This window comes from Sorangium sp. So ce887, assembly GCF_051521455.1.
Taxonomy (GTDB): domain Bacteria; phylum Myxococcota_A; class Polyangia; order Polyangiales; family Polyangiaceae; genus Sorangium.
The window spans coordinates 3,848,275-3,864,591 of sequence record NZ_CP150354.1; the positions used below are offsets into that span (position 1 = coordinate 3,848,275).

Annotated in this window: 10 protein-coding genes; 4 read left to right on the plus strand and 6 right to left on the minus strand. The window is 73.7% G+C overall.

Going from position 1 to position 16,317, the window contains the following annotated elements:
* Positions 1–5 precede the first annotated feature (5 nt).
* From WMF36_RS14375 to WMF36_RS14390, 4 genes are all read right to left on the minus strand, one after another.
* On the minus strand, positions 6–1,139 hold the full coding sequence (locus tag WMF36_RS14375) for a hypothetical protein (protein WP_437580161.1): 1,134 nt from the start codon (positions 1,137–1,139) through the stop codon (positions 6–8).
* A gap of 43 nt (positions 1,140–1,182) precedes the next feature.
* Positions 1,183–2,559: a FecR domain-containing protein gene (locus WMF36_RS14380; protein WP_437580162.1), complete on the minus strand. Its 1,377-nt coding sequence runs from the start codon at positions 2,557–2,559 to the stop codon at positions 1,183–1,185.
* Positions 2,552–3,193, minus strand: a complete 642-nt coding sequence (locus tag WMF36_RS14385) for an RNA polymerase sigma factor (RefSeq protein WP_437580164.1) — start codon at positions 3,191–3,193, stop codon at positions 2,552–2,554. Before WMF36_RS14385 ends, WMF36_RS14380 begins: the two co-directional genes overlap by 8 nt.
* Positions 3,194–3,393: 200 nt before the next feature.
* Entirely contained in the window at positions 3,394–3,528 is a 135-nt protein-coding gene (locus WMF36_RS14390) for a hypothetical protein (protein ID WP_437580165.1), read from the minus strand.
* Between the two features lie 63 nt (positions 3,529–3,591).
* Between WMF36_RS14390 and WMF36_RS14395 the strand changes: the two genes are divergently transcribed.
* The gene (locus WMF36_RS14395) at positions 3,592–8,733 is read left to right on the plus strand and encodes an AAA family ATPase (protein WP_437580167.1); all 5,142 of its coding nucleotides are present in this window, start codon (positions 3,592–3,594) and stop codon (positions 8,731–8,733) included.
* 77 nt (positions 8,734–8,810) lie between these two features.
* Here WMF36_RS14395 and WMF36_RS14400 read toward each other — a convergent pair whose 3' ends face one another.
* The gene (locus WMF36_RS14400) at positions 8,811–9,173 is read right to left on the minus strand and encodes a hypothetical protein (protein WP_437580168.1); all 363 of its coding nucleotides are present in this window, start codon (positions 9,171–9,173) and stop codon (positions 8,811–8,813) included.
* Between the two features lie 260 nt (positions 9,174–9,433).
* On the opposite strand from WMF36_RS14400, the gene WMF36_RS14405 reads away from it, so the two are divergent.
* The 3 genes from WMF36_RS14405 (at position 9,434) to WMF36_RS14415 (ending at position 14,686) form a co-directional block, all read left to right on the plus strand.
* Positions 9,434–11,689, plus strand: a complete 2,256-nt coding sequence (locus tag WMF36_RS14405; protein WP_437580169.1) for a PilZ domain-containing protein — start codon at positions 9,434–9,436, stop codon at positions 11,687–11,689.
* Positions 11,690–12,308: 619 nt separating this feature from the next.
* Positions 12,309–13,325, plus strand: coding sequence for a hypothetical protein (locus WMF36_RS14410; protein ID WP_437580170.1), 1,017 nt, complete (start codon positions 12,309–12,311; stop codon positions 13,323–13,325).
* A 2-nt stretch (positions 13,326–13,327) separates the two neighbouring features.
* Positions 13,328–14,686, plus strand: coding sequence for a hypothetical protein (locus WMF36_RS14415; RefSeq protein WP_437580171.1), 1,359 nt, complete (start codon positions 13,328–13,330; stop codon positions 14,684–14,686).
* Positions 14,687–14,761: 75 nt separating this feature from the next.
* On the opposite strand, the gene WMF36_RS14420 is transcribed toward WMF36_RS14415, so the two are convergent.
* Positions 14,762–16,150 (minus strand): PAS domain S-box protein, encoded by a 1,389-nt coding sequence (locus WMF36_RS14420; protein ID WP_437580172.1) that lies wholly within the window; start codon positions 16,148–16,150, stop codon positions 14,762–14,764.
* Between the last annotated feature and the right edge of the window lie 167 nt (positions 16,151–16,317).

The window sequence follows — 16,317 nt, forward strand, 5'->3', positions numbered from 1 at the left end:
TCGCCTCAGAGCCGCACGAGCAGCCCCAGATACCCCGCGAACGTCGGCCTTCCCGCCGTGCCGAGCCGCTCGCCGCCCAGCGTCACGACGGCGCGGGGCTCGGCGAAGATCGCGTGCGCGTCCAGCAGGAGCGCCGCGCGCTCGGTGAGGCGCAGCCCGGCGCCCCCGCCAAAGGTCGCGGCGATCGACCAGACCTCGCCCGTGGCGCTCCGGAGCGGGGGCAGAGGGTCGCCGCTGATGAACAGGTGGAATCCGCCCACGCCGGCCGAGAGCACCGGCGAGACCGCGGTGCCCGTCTCCAGCGCCCACACCGCCTCCAGCAGCGCCATCTCCTGCCGGACCGACACCGTGCCGAGCGCGCCCTCCAGCGCCGGCCCCAGCGCCGGCCCCGCGAACGTCAGCCGCGCCGCGAGCCCCGCGGGCAGCGCGCCCCCGGCGCCGCCCGCGTCGGCCCCGTACGACAGCCGCAGCGCCGGCCCCAGCGCCGGCCCGATGCCGCCCGCGCTCAGGAGCGCCACGAGCCCGGCCTCCACGCCGACGCCCGCGAGCATCCCGGCCCGCGCCGCCGCCGGATCCGCGCCGGCCTGCCGCCGCACGGGCGCCATCCACCGCCGCACGTCGTCAGGGACGGCGACGCGCTCGCCGCCCGCCGCACCCTCGGGCGGCGCGCGCGTCGAGAGCAGGTTGGCCTCCAGGAGGCTCGCCTGCAGGAGCTCGACGGCGCGCACGGCCATCACCGAGGGGGCCGCCGCGCCGGACACCTCCACCGTGCGCACGACGGTCTTCTGCGTCACCCGGTCGACGATCCAGAGGTCCGCCGTGGCGCCCGCGCGGGAGCGGAAGATCGCCGCGGCCGCGAACGCACCCTCGTCCTGCGCAGCGCGCTCCAGCGCGTCGCGCGCGTCGTGCGCGTCTCCCTGGCGCGCCCGCGGGACGCGCACCACCTCGAACCCCGCCGCGCCGAGCTCGGCCCGGAGCCGCGTGGCCGCCTCGCGGACCAGCGGGTCGTCCGCGTCGGCCTCGACGATCACGACCCGCGAGGCGGCCGCCGCGGCCTCCGGCGGGGGCGCGGCCTCGGCCCGCAGGGGGGCGAGCGCCGGGGCGAGCAAGAGCCAGGTCAGAAGGGGAAAGGAGCGCACTCGGCCAGGGCTTTATCAGATCGCAGGCGGGGGCGGAGACGCGTCACGGCTTCACGAGATCGCGCGCCACGGGCGCGTGCGCGCCGCGCGGGTGGCGCTTCAGGTAGAGCTCCGCCACCGGGCGCGCCGCCGACCGGCCGCCCGTGCGCTCGACAGCGACCATCTTGCGGCCGAGCGCCTCGGCCGCGAACGGGCCGCCCGGCGACTCGGCGAGGTACGCGTCGTACCAGGCCACCGCCGCCCCCGGTGAGCCGCCGTCGTCGACCATGCGCCCGAGCAGGAAGGCCGCCGCCTTCCCGTGGCTCGTCCCGGGGAACCGCTTACGCGTCGCGGTGAGCGCGCGCTGCGCGACGTCGCCCCGCCGCGCATACCGCGCCGCGTCCGCCAGCGCGACAAGGTCGTCGAGGGGGCCGTGATCGAGCACGCCGCCCAGGCCGCGCTGCTCCGCCTCGGCCAGGACCGACCGGAAATCCCCCTCCGCCACGCGCTTCGCCCAGCTCGGCGCCGCCGCCGCGCCGTCCGGCTCCGCCGCCGAACCGTCCGGCGGAAGGCCCGCGGGCGCCCCTTCAGCCCGCGAGCCCTCCGGCCGTGCGGCCCCGGCGTCGCCTTCGTCGCCAGGTCCGGTGTTCCTCTCTCCGCCGGGCAGCGCCGCCCCCGCGGACGACGGCCCCTGCTGCGCCGGCCCCGCCGCGCTGCCCACCGTGCTGGCCGCGTCGCCGCTCGAGATCTGCACGTCGCCCTCGCGCATCCGCGCCACGAGCCGCTGTCCGGCGCGGAGCGGCAGCCCGTCGGGCGCGAGCGGCCCGCGCACGGTCACGCTCCCCTCGTGCAGATCGACGCGCAGGGTGCCGTCGCCGCGCGTCCACGACACGTCGAACGCCGTGCCGGTGACCAGCACCGCGAACGGCCCCGCCTCGACCGACCAGCGCGCCTTCGGCCGCGGCGTCACGCGCAGCGACGCCCGGCCGTCCTCGAGCAGCATGCGCGCCCCGACCGCGTCGACCTCCGCCACGCGCAGCGCGCTGCCCGGCGAGAGCGCGACCGTGGTGCCGTCCGTGAAGCGCAGCCGCGCCTCCTCGCCCGCCGCGGCGATGTAGCCGCCCGCGGCGCCGGGCGCGCCCTCGACGGCGTAGTCGAGCCGCCGCGACGGCCAGAGCGCGACGAGCGCGAGCGCGAGCGCCGCCGCGCCGGCGAGCGCGAAGCCCCACCGCGCCCGCCCCGCGTATAGAGGCCAGAGCCCGAGGGAGCGCAGCCACGACGCGACGCGGGCCAGGTCGCCCTCGCGGCGGCGGGCGGCCCCGCGGTTCACCGCCTCCACGAAGCGGGCGCGCTCGGCGGCGTCGTGCGCCGCGTCGACGTCGGCGGGGATGCCCTCCCGCGCGAGATCGGCGAGCCGGCTCAACTTCTCCGCTTCATTCATCGTGCTCTCCTCCGCAGGCAAGGAGGCTCCCGGGCTGATCGAGCGCTTGCGGGGCCTTCGTGAGGTAGGCCGAGAGCGCGGGATCGCGCTGCGCGGCCGTGAGGATCCGGTGAGTGGCGCGCGCGAGGTGGCGCTTCGTCGTGGCCAGGGAGCACCCGAGCGCGTCGGCGATCTCGGTGAGCTCGAGCCCTTCGATGAACCGCAGGACGAAGAGCGTCCGCGACCGGTCGTCCACCTGGTCGAGGATGCCGTAGAGCCGCGTGAGCGCCGCGCGCCCCTGCGGATCCTGCTGCGCGCCGCCGACGTCCGGGAGCTCGCCCGAGGGCGACAGCTGGAGCCAGCGGCGCAGGCGCCGGCGCCGCAGCTCGGCGCGCGCGACGCGCACCGCGATGCCGATGATGAAGCTCGAGAGCAGCGACGGATCCCGCAGGTCCTTCGCCACGCGGAAGAAGCGCAGGAACGTGTCCTGCACGTGATCGTCGACCTCGTCGCCCGGCCCGAGGGTGCGCGTCAGGATCCGGCGCACGAGGGGCGCGAACCGCTGCCACACGACCGGCGCGGCGCCCGGGTGTCCCTGCGCCGCGGCGCGCGCCAGCGCCACGTCGTCGGTCGCGGACAGCGGTAGCGCCTGCACGCTCCCCCTTTGCGTGGAGGGCGCGACCGCTGTCAAGGGCGGGACGGTCGAGCGGCGCGTTCGGATCACGCCCAGCAGTGCTCCCCGGGGGGGCTCCGCGGCTCAAGATTCAACACGTGGACGGAGCGGCTCGGCCGCGACCTCCGGAGCCGCTCCGGCGGCGTCGCGCGACACTCCGGCGGCCCGGCGTCGCGCGGGGCTCAGTTGGCGAGCTTGTTCTCCTCGCGCGGGCCGAAGATCGCCTCCCAGTTGGAGCGGTAGGCGTCGGTCGCGACCTGGGCGGGGCCGGACCGGGGCGCGTCGGCCCCGTGGGGCGCCGGGAGCAGCACCTCCACGTCGAAGAGCCGCGACGTCGAACGCCGTCACGGAAGGTGTCGTATCGGTTGTAACCTGAAAGCATGACGAAGCTCGGCGCGGTTCATGCTACCGGATCAGCGAGCCCGCTGCAGGGCTACGCCGCGGACGCCATCCTCCACGAGGGGCCGATGAGCACCGTGCGCCGCGCGCGCCGCGCGTCGGACGGGCAGCCCGTCGTGCTGAAGGGACCGAGCGCCGGGCGGGCGTCGCCGCGCGCGATCGCGAGGCTCCGCCACGAGCAGGTGATCACGCGCGAGATCGCGCACCCGGGCGTCCTCCGCATCCTCGACGTCGAGGAGAGCGACGGGGGGCCCGTGCTCGTCCTGGAGGACTTCGGCGGCGCGTCGCTCGACATCGTCCTGCGGAGCAACAGGCTCGGTCTGGCCACGATCCTGCGGATCGGCATCCACGTTGCGGACGCCCTCGCGTCGCTGCACCACGCGGGCGTCATTCACAAGGACGTCAAGCCGCACAACATCCTCGTCCGCCTCGATCCGCTGGTGGTCAAGCTCTCCGACTTCGGGATCGCAACGCGCCTGTCGCAGGAGGCGCCGCGGGCCGAGAGCCCGGACGCCGCGGAGGGGACCCTGGCGTACATTTCACCCGAGCAGACGGGCTGGATGAACCGCAGCCTCGACTGCCGGACGGACCTCTACTCCCTGGGCGTCACCCTCTACGAGATGCTCACGGGCGCTCCCCCGTTCACAGCGCCGAGCGCCATGGAGCTCGTCCACTGTCACCTGGCCAGGACGCCGGCGCCGCCGCACGCCGCGTCGGCCGAGATCCCGCGCGTCGTCTCCGATCTCGTCATGAAGCTCCTCTCCAAGGCCGCCGAGGATCGGTATCCGTGCGCCGAGGCGCTGCGCGCCGATCTCGAGGAGTGCCTCCGGAGGTACGAGGCCGACGGCCGCGTCGATCCTTTCCCGCTCGGCGAGCGCGACGCGGGCGGCCGGCTCTGGCTGCCGGAGAAGCTCTACGGGCGCGAGGCCGAGACGCAGGCGGTCGTGGCCGCGTGCGAGCGCGTGGCGGCCGGCGCCGTCGAGCTGTTCCTCATCTCCGGCCACGCCGGCGTCGGCAAGTCCGCCCTCGTCCGCGAGGTCTACAAGGTGCTCGCGCGGCGGCCCGGATACTTCGTCTCGGGGAAGTTCGGCCAGCTCAAGCAGCGTACCCCCTACGCGGCCATCGCGCAGGCGTTCGGCGAGCTGTGCGAGCGCATGCTGTCGGAGGGCGAGGCGTCCGTGGCGCGCTGGAAGGCCCGGCTGAGCGCCGCGCTCGGCTCGATCGGGCAGGTCGTCGTCGACGTCATCCCCGAGCTCGCGCGCATCATCGGCCCCCAGCCCCCCGCGCAGCCGCTCGGGCCGAACGAGTCGAAGAACCGCTTCAGCCTGGCGTTCCAGACCTTCGTCCGCGCCGTGACGGAGGAGCACCTCCTCGTGCTCTTCATCGACGACCTCCAGTGGGCCGACCCGGCCTCGCTGAAGCTCCTCGAGCTCCTGATGACCGATCCGGACGGCCGCGGGATGCTCGTGATCGGCGCCTACCGCGACCAGGAGATCGACGACGCCCACCCGCTGGCGAGGCTCGTCCGCGACCTGCGGGCGGCGAACGCGCCCGTCTCCGATGTGTGGCTCAGGCCGCTCGAGCTCGAGGACATCCGCCGGCTCCTCGCCGACGCCCTGCGCTGCCGCCTCGAGGACACGGACGCCTTCGCGGCGCTGATCCTGGAGAGGACCGCGGGCAACCCGTTCTTCATCCACCAGCTCCTGCACGCCCTCGCCGGCGAGGGGATCGTGCGCTTCGATCCGGCCGCGGGGGCGTGGGCGTGGAGCCTCGACCGCGCCCGGAGCGCGGAGGGCGCGGAGGGCGTCGTCGAGCTGATGGCCGCGAAGATCCGGCGGCTCGCGCCCGGCGCGCAGCGCGCCCTCCGGCTCGCCGCCTGCGTTGGCCACCGCTTCGACCTCAGGACGCTCGCGCTCGTCGCCGAGCAGCCCCCGGGCGAGGTGGCCGCGGCCCTCTGGGAGGCCCTGCGGGAGGGCCTCGTCGTACCCCTCGATCCCGAGTACCGCTTCGTCCACGCCGGCGACGCGGCGGTCGCGGGCAGGCTGCTCGAGGACCCCTCGTTCCGCGTCTCGTACCGGTTCCTGCACGATCGCGTCCAGCAGGCGGCGTACGCGCTCATCGACGAGCCGGAGCGGAAGCGGCTGCACCACCGCATCGGCCGGCTGCTCGCGGCGAGCCTCGGCGAGGACCCGAGCGACGAGGAGCTGTTCGTCGTCGTCGGCCACCTGAACGTCGCCGCGGCCCTGATCGAGGATCCGGCGGAGCGCGGCGAGTTCGTGCGGCTCAACCTGGCCGCGGGGCGGCGCGCGCAGGCGGCGACCGCGTACGACGCCGCGTTCGGCTACCTGAGCGCCGCGGCGTCCGCGCTCGGCCCGGATCCATGGGCCGGCGAGCCTGGCCTCGCCTTCGACGTCTTCGACATCCATGCCGCAAAGGCCGAGTGCGCGCACCTGAGCGGCCGCTGCGACGAGGCGGAGGCGCTCTTCGACACCCTCCTCGAGCGCGCCGCCTCGGACGTGGAGCGCGCGCGCGTTTACTGCATGCGGATGGTCCTCTACAACGCGCAGCACCGCTGGGCGGACACGCTCGCGGTGGCGCTCCAGGGCCTGCGCCGCTTCGGCATGGAGGTGCCCACCGAGGGCGAGGCGCTCGCCGCCGCGCTCCGCGCGGAGCTCGCCGAGGCCGAGCGCGGCTTCGCCGCCCGGCGGGGCGAGGACGTCGGCGCGGAACCGGAGCTCGCCGATCCGCGCGTCAGGGTCGTGGTGGAGATGCTCGGCCACGGCTCGCCATCGGCGTATTTCCTCAACCCGCCGCTGGCCCAGCTCCTCGCCGTCAGGATGACGAACCTGTCGCTCCGGCACGGGAGCTCGCCGATGGCCAGCGTGGCGTACGTGTACCACGGCTTCTACCTGGCCGCGTTCAGGGGCCAGCCGCACGAGGGCTACAGGATCGCGCGGATGGGCGTCGCCCTGAACGACAGGTACCAGGTCGATGCCCTCAGGGCGAAGCTCGACTTCAACTACGGGGTCGTCATGAACCTCTCGAGGCCGCAGCGCGAGCCGCTCGAGGTCCTCCAGCGGGCGCGGATCGCCGGGATGGAGACCGGCGACTTCATGTTCGCGTCGGCGTCCTCCAACATCCTTGCCCAGATGAAGCTCAGCCTGGAAGGCGAGCTCCGGCGCGTGCGCGAGGACGTCGGCGGGTTCCTGCGCTTCACCTCCCGCACGAAGGACGCGCTGTCGACGGCGGTCCAGACCGTCGCGCGGCAGGTGATCCAGAACCTCGAGGGGCGCACGCTGAACCGCGGCACGCTGAGCGACGCCGGCTTCGACGAGGACGCCCTCGTGCCGAAGCTCGAGGCGGTGGGCTTCGCGATCGTCGCCGGCTTCTACTACACGAACAAGCTCGCGCTCGCGTACCTCTACGGCGATCACGAGGGCGCGCTCCGGATGGCGTGCCGCGCGCACGAGCGGGCCCGCGCCCTGACGGGCCAGTACATCGGCATCGTCGATCTGCCGCTCTACACCTGCCTCACCATCCTGGCGCTCGGCCCTCGGGCGAGCGGGGAGGAGGGCGGCGCGCTGGCCGAGATGCTCGCGTCGAGCCACGACAAGGTCGCCGTCCTCGCGCGGGACTGCCCGGAGCTCCGGCACCTGGAGCTGCTCGTCCGGGCGGAGCGCGCGCGCGTCGCCGGGGAGGCGCTGGAGCCGATCCTCGAGCTCTACCAGCAGGCGAGCGACGCGGCGGAGCAGGCGGGGTACGTGCGCTACCGCGCGCTCGTCAGCGAGCTCTGCGGCAGGTTCCTTGCCTCGAGGCGCATGCCGTGGCTCGCGCGGTCGTGCCTCGTCGAGGCCTACCAGGCCTACGCGCGCTGGGGCGCCACGGCCAAGCTGCGGCAGATGGAGGAGGCCTACGTCGAGCTGCTCCCCCGCGCGGCGGCGGGCCAGCCCGCGTCCGCGGACCTCCTGTCGAACCTGACCTCGGTCGCCTCGTCGACGACCGAGATGGTCGCGCGGCGCGTGGCGCTGCTCGACGCGGCGGCGCTCATCCGCGCCGCGCAGGCCGTGGCGCGCGAGATCGACCTCGGCCGCGTCATGACGCGGCTGCTCCGGCTCGCCATCGAGAGCGTCGGCGCCCAGCGGGGCGCGCTGATCCTGGACCACGAGGGCGGGCCGCGCGTGGAGGCCGTCGTCGAGGACGAGGGCGAGGTGCGCGTCGGCCCGTCGACGCCCGTGCGCGAGAGCGGCGCCGCGGCCGCGCGGGTGATCGAGCTCGTGATGAGCAGCGGGGGCGCCGTCGTCGTGGCGGACGCCGCGCAGGACGCGCGCTTCGACGGCGATCCCTACGTCGCGGCGCGCAAGCCGCGATCCGTGCTCGCGCTGCCCATGGTGAGCCAGGGGGACGTCTCGGGCATCCTCTATCTGGAGAACAACGCCGCGCCCGACGTGTTCTCGCGCGCCCGCCTCGACGTGCTCGAGCTCGTCGCCGCGCAGGCCGCCATCGCCGTGAAGAACGCGCTGCTCTACGCGCGCGTCCAGGCGGCGAGCGACGAGCTCCGCCGCGCCAACGGCGCGCTCGAGGCGGCTGTCGCCGCCCGCACAGCGGAGCTCTCCTCGGCGAAGGCGCAGCTCGAGGAGGAGCTCGCCGAGCGGTCGCGCGCCGAGCAGGAGCGCGCCGGCCTGCAGGAGGACCTCATCCGCATGCAGCGCGAGCGGCTCGCGGAGCTGTCGACGCCGCTCATCCCGATCACCGACAGGATCATGGTCATGCCGCTCATCGGGACCGTCGACGCGCAGCGCGCGGACGAGGCGCTCGCCGCGGCGCTCCGCGGCGTGTCGGAGACGGGGGCCCAGGTCGTCATCCTGGACATCACGGGCGTGCGGGGCGTGGACAGCGGCGTCGCGGCGACGCTCCTGCGCACCGCGACAGCGCTGCGCCTGCTCGGCGCCGAGGCGGTGATCACAGGGATCGCCCCCCGCGTCTCGCAGACGCTCGTCGGCCTCGGCATCGATCTCGGCGAGACCGTCGTCCAGGGGACGCTCCAGCGCGGGATCGCCTACGCGATCCGGAGGACCGGCGAGGCGCCGCGGCTCGCCAGCGTGGCGTCCGGCGGCCGTGGCTGAGGGCGGCCCGGCTGGCGAGCCTGCGCGACGCGCCGCGGCTCGCCAGCGCGGCGTCCGGCGCCGTCGCCGAGGGCGCCTCAGTTGGCGAGCTTGTTCTCCTCGCGCGGGCCGAAGATCGCCTCCCAGTTGGAGCGGTAGGCGTCGGTCGCGACCTGGGCGGGGCCGGACCGGGGCGCGTCGGCCCCGTGGGGCGCCGGGAGCAGCACCTCCACGTCGAAGAGCCGGGTATGCTCGGACCGCTGCGTCAGCTTCACGAGCTCTCCGGCCAGCGGGCGCCCGTGCTCGGTGGGCCGCAGCTCGCCGATCTCGAGCCGGTCCTCCCGGCTCCGGATGACCCGGAAGCCCTCACCCTGCTCGACGGGGCTGTGGATGAAGACGACGTCCTGGTTCGCGGGCGGCGCGGGCTTGTCCCGGTTCTGCGGCGGCTCGTCCTTGCCCATCACCGAAAGCTTCCCACGTTTGCCCCCCGGGGCGCCAGGCGAAGCGAGCGGCCGATCTCCATGCCGCGCCTGCGTCTCGCCGCCTCGCGCGGCCTCCAAAATTTGGCCAGCGCCGGGCTTAGGCCGTACTGCCGGCCAGAGGGCCCTCTGCACCGCGGAGGTCCCGCGATCGCGGACGCGGCTTCGCGGCGAAGCGGAGGAGTGGGCGTATGAACGTTCGAGGCGCAGAGGGAGATGGCGTTCGCAAGGCGCCGGAATCCTTGGAGAGAGATCGCGAGAGCGGCGGCGGCGAGCGGCGCGCCGGCGCCGGGCAGCGGGTCCGCATCGAGGCGCTCGTCGCGATCGGCGAGACGTCGGGCGGCGGCTTCGAGGCCGAATCGATCGACATGTCCCCGGAGGGGATGCGCCTGCGCACGGCGTACCTGCCGCGGGTCGGCGACGCGCTGATCTGCCGCTTCGACGGGCTCGGCAAGGAGCTCGTCGTCGAGGGCGAGGTGTGCTGGCGCGCCGAGGAGGCGCGCGGCGGCGAGTTCGGCCTGCGCTTCACCGGCCTCGACGCCGAGGCGGAGGAGGCGGTGCGCTCGATGTGCTCGTCGATGGATGCCGGCGCCGCCGGCGCCGCGCCGGCGCTCGCGGTCCCCTCCGGCGCGGCGCAGCGGGGCGCGCGCGTGCGGCTCCACATCGACGGGCTGGGCTCGCCCATGAAGGCGCGCGTGCGCGCGGGGGGGCTCGACGATCTCGAGGTCGGCTCCAACCTGGAGTTCCTCAAGGTGGGCCGCTCCCTCGAGCTGGAGGAGGTCGAGCAGGGCACGCGCCGCGAGGCGTACATCGACCACGTAAAGGTCGAGGTCGACCCGGCGACGAGCGTGCCGCAGCTCGTGGTCACGCTGCGCTACGAGGCGCCCCGCGCGGCCAGGGCGTCGCGCCCGCGCGCGGCGTCGTCCGAGTCCCTGCCCCCGGCGAGGCCCGCGGCGGCGCTCGACGCGGGAGCGCCCGCGCGGGCGCCGTCGGTCCCGCCGCCGGGCGAGAGCCCGCGGGCGTCGTCGGCGCCGCAGGGCGAGCGCGCGCCGGGGCGAGCGTCGTCGGCGCCGCCGGGCGATCCGGGCGAGCGCGCGCCGGGGCGGACGTCGTCGGCGCCGCCGCCGCGCGATCCGGGCGAGCGCGCGCCGGCGCGGCCGTCCGCGGCGCCTGCGCGCGATCCGCAGGGCGAGCGCGCCTCGGCTGGCGCGGGCGGCGCGAGCGCCGCGCGCGGCGGTGCGGCGGTCGAGGGGGACGACGATCACGACGGCGACCTGTCGCCGGCGCCCTCGGCGGGGGAGGCGCGCGCGGCGGACGCGGCGCCTGTCTCGGCGCAGGACGCGGCGCCCCCCTCCGCGCGGGAAGGGTCGGAGGACGCGGGCGCAGCGCCGGCGGCCGACGCGCAGCCGAGCCGGCTGCGCGACGTCGGCGAGAAGGCCGCGATGGCCGGCAAGGCCGTGGCGGGCAAGATCGCCCCGGCGCTCGCCGGCGCCGGGACGCGCGCGGTCACCGCGATGGCCGGCATGGTGGCGCGGATCAAGGAGCGGCGCGCCGCGCGCGCGGCAGGCGAGGGGGACGGGTCCAAGGAGGGCGGCCATCGCCGCACGACGGCGCTGCCGCCGGCCGGCGCGCTGAAGTCCGGCGGCCGGCGGCTGGTGCGCGAGGAGGCCGAGGAGACGGCGGGCGAGGGGACCGAGCCGCCGCGCTTCAACAGGAAGGCGGCCGTGGCCGGGAGCTTCCTTGGGCTGGCGGCGGTGCTCCTTGTCTTCGGGGCCGCGCGCCTCCTCGGCCTGCAGGGCGGCGACGCGCCCTCGGCCGGGAGCGCGGAGACCGCTGCGGGCGCTCCGGCGCTGCCGTCGCCCGGCGCGCCTGCGCTGCCGGCGGCCGCGGCCGCGGGGGCGGCGGCTGCGCCGGGCGGCGTGCTGACGGCGAACGTCCCCCTGTTCGGCGCGACGCCGCTGTCGACGACGGAGCCTGTGCCGCCGACGCCGCCGGCCGACCCGGGCGCCCTGGCCGACGACCCGCTCGCGCGGGCGGCCGCGGTCCCGGGCGGCCCCGGCGAGGACGACGAGGCGGAGGCGGACGACGACGCGCAGGAGGGCCCGAAGGAGTGGGGTCAAGGGACCGTGAGGAGCCCCGTCGTGCTGAAGCTGAAGATGGACGGCCCCATCGAGGAGCTGAACGGCGCTGCCGGCGCGATGGGCTTCACGGTGTCGCTGCCCGACCGTCGCGCGCTGTCCTCCGGCAGCGGCCTCGCCCGGAAGGACAAGCGCCTCGCGTCGGTGCGCGTGGTCAACACGCCGCACGGCGCGGAGATCACCCTGCAGTTCAAGGACGGCGTGCCCGCCTACAAGGCCAAGGCGCGCGGCGATCGCCTGGAGATCGCGCTCGGCCGCGACGAGCCGAAGAAGGTGGCGTCGAAGTCCAAGAAGAAGGACGACGACAAGAAGAAGAAGAAGGGCGAGAAGGGGAGCGACAAGAAAGACAAGGAGCGCTGACGCGCTCGCGCGCCCCCGGCGGGTCGAGGCGCTGAGCGGACCCTCGGCGCCTCCCTGCCCGGGCGGCCCCGCTCCACGAACAGGAAGGCGAAGGCGAGAAGAACAGACACATGTTCTTCTCGCCTTCTCGCTTTCGCCTTCTCGCCTTCACGCCTTCTCGATGAATCCGACCATCACCTGCAGTTGACCAGGGAGGCGGACACGGAGGCATGGCCCCGTCGACTCCCCCGGTTGCCCAGCTTCCCCGCGAGCTTTGCCTGACAGGGCCTGGACTCCGCCGCTGCGATGCTCAGCCGAGCCACGCTGTCGTCGAGTTCAGCAGGTTGTGATGTCCGGTGACGAGACGTGAGCGTCTCCGGAGGCTCTGTCATGGAGTAAAGACCATTTCATTTGGTCTTTGAATTACGTCTGTCTCGGATATATACATGGGTTCGAGGGGTGCCTCTGCGCCGTGGGGGCGAGAGGCGCTGGTCCTCGCAGGCTGTGCATCGGTCGCGCGGCGGCTGACGGCTCGGCTACGGCCGGTGAAGCCGCTGCCTCGCCTCGGTCCCACTTTGCCCTTCGCGCGCGGAGCGAGCGCCTACCCCCGCGGGCGCCCCTCTGCGGACAGGAGCATTCGATGTCCAAACCACGTCATCTGAGACCGCGTCACGTCGGGTTCGTGCTTGTGCTCGGCGCCGGCGTGCTGACGGCCGGCTCGTCCGGCGTCGCCGGCTCCCCTGTGCAGGCGCAGTCGGGAGGCGATCATCGTGAAGGCTTCATGAAGGTCCCCCTCTACCGCGGCGCCGGCGTCCCGCCGGAGGCCACGGTCATCGCGCTGCCACACAACTGCGAGCGCGAGATGCAGGCCACCCTGCGATGGAGCGAAGAGGACAACTCGGTCCGGATCAAGGTCACCGGCAAAGGGGTGCTCGTGCCCTACCCGAGCGTCGATCGCACCCCGGGGGTGAACTTCTTTCCAAACCCCTTCTGGCCCGAGATCGAGGATATCGTGAACGGGCGATACCAGTTCTGGATCATCAGCCAGGCAGGGCTCCTCAAGTTCTACTACGACGCGACCACGCGGGATCTGCTCGGCAGCGAGCTCGATTTCGCGTCGCCTCCGCCCGGCTCGATCGCCATCGAGCTGCCGACGGTGAGGGCCGTCGGCTCGCCGCTCTTCCAGCCCGACGAGGACGGCGACGTCGATCTGGAGTTCACCCTCGCGTACGACAAAACGGTGCGCGCGGACCTGCCCGAGTACGCTCAGGTCGTCGAGGGGTTCCCGCCGCCGAACCTGTGCCTGTCGGACCCGAACCGGATCGATCTGTCGACGATCCGGGGCTACGCCAAGACGCTCCCCGCCTCGGAGGCGGTCAGCTTCGCGGACTACCTCCGGAGCGGCTTCTTCCTGAGCATCACCATCGAGCCACCGGAGTACTACACGTTCCCGCCGCTCGATCACCTGTTCTCCACCTACAGCAATGGCACCCAGTTCGGCGGCGTCATCCCGCGGGGGTATGCCTGGGATATCGACGCGACCTTCGGCAACGTGGCGCCGCCGATCCGGCCGTTCGCAGGCGCCGGGACGTGCGAGGACTTCTTCACCGGGGTGCACACCAAGGGCCTGAACTTCTGCAGCCCGGAGGGGAGCTAGCCATGACGACGAGACCTTCGCGACTGCTCTTCGCCGCCGGCCTCACGGCGTCCCTCTCGGCGTGCACCGGAGCACGCGACGACCTGGAGCTGCTCGGCGCGGCAGGGTCCGAGATCAAGGTCACGAACAGCGGCACCCACAACCTGCACCTGGAGGAGTCCCTGCGGTTCAATCCGACCCAGCCGGGGGCGGATCCGGTGCGGGGCCGCGCCCTCTTCGGCCTGGCCCCGGACAGCGACGCGGAGGACAAGAGCCAGGCGATCTTCGAGGGGCCGTCGGTGGCCTTCGGGGGCACGGTCGTGAGCAACCAGCGCACGTGCTTCACGTGCCATCGCGGGCTCGAGGTGGAGCTCGGGCTCCCGCCCCCCCCGCTGTCCGCGTCGGTGTCTCTCGACGACGCGCTGTTCACGGGCCTCCACGGCGACGCGCAGGGCGACCCGGACGGCATGCGCAACCTCGACGAGCTGGCCCTCATCAAGTATCGCCCGAACCGCTTCAACCTCCAGCGCGCCGAGGACGACCCGTTCCGGAAGGTGTTCTTCTGGCGCAAGTCGATCCGGCTGGTCAACCTGGCCTTCTCGAACGGGTTCCTCCATGACGCGCGCGCGCGCACCATGTTCGAGACCGACCGGGGCGCCGTCTTCAGCCACACGCAGGAGTCGGACAGGCGCTTCGAGGACCTCTTCACGGTCCAGGACGGCAACGACCTCGAGGCGTTCCAGTTCTCGCAGCTCTCGGATCCGCGCCTCGCCGCGCTCCGCGACCCGTCGCACCCGATGTTCCGCGTGCTGGCGCGCGATCCCTTCCACACGGTCCGGATCCGGACGCGGGCGGAGGAGCGCGGGAAGAAGGTGTTCCAGCGCTCGTGCATGACGTGCCACAACGTGCCCAACGTGTTCAACAACCTCTCGAACGTCGAGGCGCTCGGCAACGGCGAGACGGACGTCAAGAACCCGGTCTTCGGGCCGAGCGTGACACGGACGTTCAACGTGGGCGTGTCCGAGCGGAACAGGCACGGTCTCAGGTTCTCTCACCACGCCGGAGGGGGCGTCTTCGAGCCCATCGTTCTCCCGCTCGTCCGCGAGGACGGCGTCATCGTCCCCTTCAAGGTCACGAAGGATATCGGGCTGGCGGCCACGACCGGGCGGCTCGAGGACGTCGGCCGCTTCAAGGTCCCGCAGCTCCGGCGCCTCGCGCGGAACGCCCCGTACTTCCACGACAATTCGGCGATGTCGCTCGAGGAGGTCGTCGACTACTTCAACGGCGATTTCTACAACAAATCGAAGGACGGCAGGCGGTTCCCGATCCGCCTCTCGCGCGCTCAGCGCTCGGATCTGATCGCGTTCCTGAAGGTCCTCTGACGCCGCGCCCGGACGGCGGCCACGCGCCGTCGTCCGGGCAGCCCGCGCCGACGGACCCCCTCGGTGGCGCGGGGGTTACCGCCGGACTTGGGGGCCTGCGGGTCGCGCCGCTGCCGCGCTCGGCCCCGGCGAGCGGGGTGCGGTCGCGGCGCGCGTGGTCGAGGCGACCGCGTGGCGGAGCGCGTCCTTCAGGGTGCCGAAGGTGACGAGCCCCTGCGTCTCGGCGCCGAGCTCCGTCATGGTGGCCGCGATCTGCGGCGAGATCCCCGACACCACCCCGCGCGTCCCGAGCAGCTGGACGGCTCGCATCATGTCCAGGAGGTGCTTGGTGGTCGCGATATCGACGCTCTCGATGCCGGTCAGATCCATGATCGCGACCCTGGCCTGCGTGCGCACGACCTCGTTGAGGAGCGTCTCCGTGATGCGCGACGCGCGGACATCGTCGATCGCGCCGATCAGCGGGAGGGCCAGGACGTGCTCCCAGACCTGGACCACGGGGGCCGACATGAGCCGGATGGCCTCGTTCTGGGTGCGCAGGCTGTCCTCGCTGCGCATGCGCTCGAGGATCTCGTTCTCGAGGAGCCGATTCTGCTGCTCGACCTCCTCGGCGGCTGCCTTGATCTGGATCATCGACTCCTGCACCTGCGCCTCGAGCCGTCGCTGCTCGGTCACGTCCGAGACCGCGCCGACGACCTTGACCAGCTTGCCCTCCGCGTCACGGAGGATCACGCCGCGGTCGATGAGCACGGCGTACTCGCCGGTCGCCCGGCGCAGGCGGTACTCTGCGCTCCAGGTGCTGGCGCCGGAGCCCATCGCCGACCCGAGCGCGTCGGTGACGTTGTTCACGTCGTCAGGGTGGATGTGCTCGCGCCACCACCCTGCATCCGCATAGAGCTCCTTGGGCGCGCCCGAGACCTTCTCGAAGGTATCGCTGCGCCAGACCGCGCCGGTCGCGACGTTGAAATCGTAGATCGCATCCTGGATGGCGAGGACGACCATGCGGAAGCGCTCCTCGCTCTCGCGGAGCGCGTCGTTCGCACGCATCCTCTCGGCGGAGCATTCCGGCGCGTGCTTCTCGCGGGCCTCCCTGACGACCGCCATGAGCCCGGCGGCCGCGCCGGACGCGTCGCGCTCCACCACCACCGGCGTGATCTCCAGATCGATGCGGGCGCCGTCCTTGCGGAGACCTTGCGCCGCGAGCGGGGCCTCCTCGTCGCCCGGGCGCTCCCACCACGCGTCGACATCGCCATGGCGCAGGCAGGGCAGCTCGCGGCCGAGCACCTCCGCTTCAGTCCACCCGAACAGCCGCGACGCCTGCCGGTTCCAGAAGCGCACGACGCGCTCACGGTCACACACGATCATCGCAACCGGCGCCACCTCGGCCATGACCGCCAGCTTCGCGTCGTTCCAGCGAGATCGGTCCGAGGGCTTGACAGAGGGATCGATCACCTGTTCCGTTGTCATATCCGCTTCTTTCGAAGGTGGAGCTGCCCGCTCCTCGGAGGACGGCGCGCGTTCGGCGGTCGCCTGAGGCCCAGGACATCGCATCTTGCCAGTGCGCGTCACGAAAAGGCAAGGGGTTAGTAAGGACTTTTGCCTGCGCCCGGCCGGCACGCGCCCAGCAGGCGACG

Bases quoted from the DNA above. Each gene is read 5' to 3' on its own strand.
- WMF36_RS14395 (WP_437580167.1), top strand. From the start codon at position 3,592: ATGACGAAGCTCGGCGCGGTTCATGCTACCGGATCAGCGAGCCCGCTG.
- WMF36_RS14415 (WP_437580171.1), top strand. From the start codon at position 13,328: ATGACGACGAGACCTTCGCGACTGCTCTTCGCCGCCGGCCTCACGGCG.
- WMF36_RS14380 (WP_437580162.1), bottom strand. From the start codon at position 2,559: ATGAATGAAGCGGAGAAGTTGAGCCGGCTCGCCGATCTCGCGCGGGAG.
- WMF36_RS14410 (WP_437580170.1), top strand. From the start codon at position 12,309: ATGTCCAAACCACGTCATCTGAGACCGCGTCACGTCGGGTTCGTGCTT.
- WMF36_RS14400 (WP_437580168.1), bottom strand. From the start codon at position 9,173: ATGGGCAAGGACGAGCCGCCGCAGAACCGGGACAAGCCCGCGCCGCCC.
- WMF36_RS14420 (WP_437580172.1), bottom strand. From the start codon at position 16,150: ATGACAACGGAACAGGTGATCGATCCCTCTGTCAAGCCCTCGGACCGA.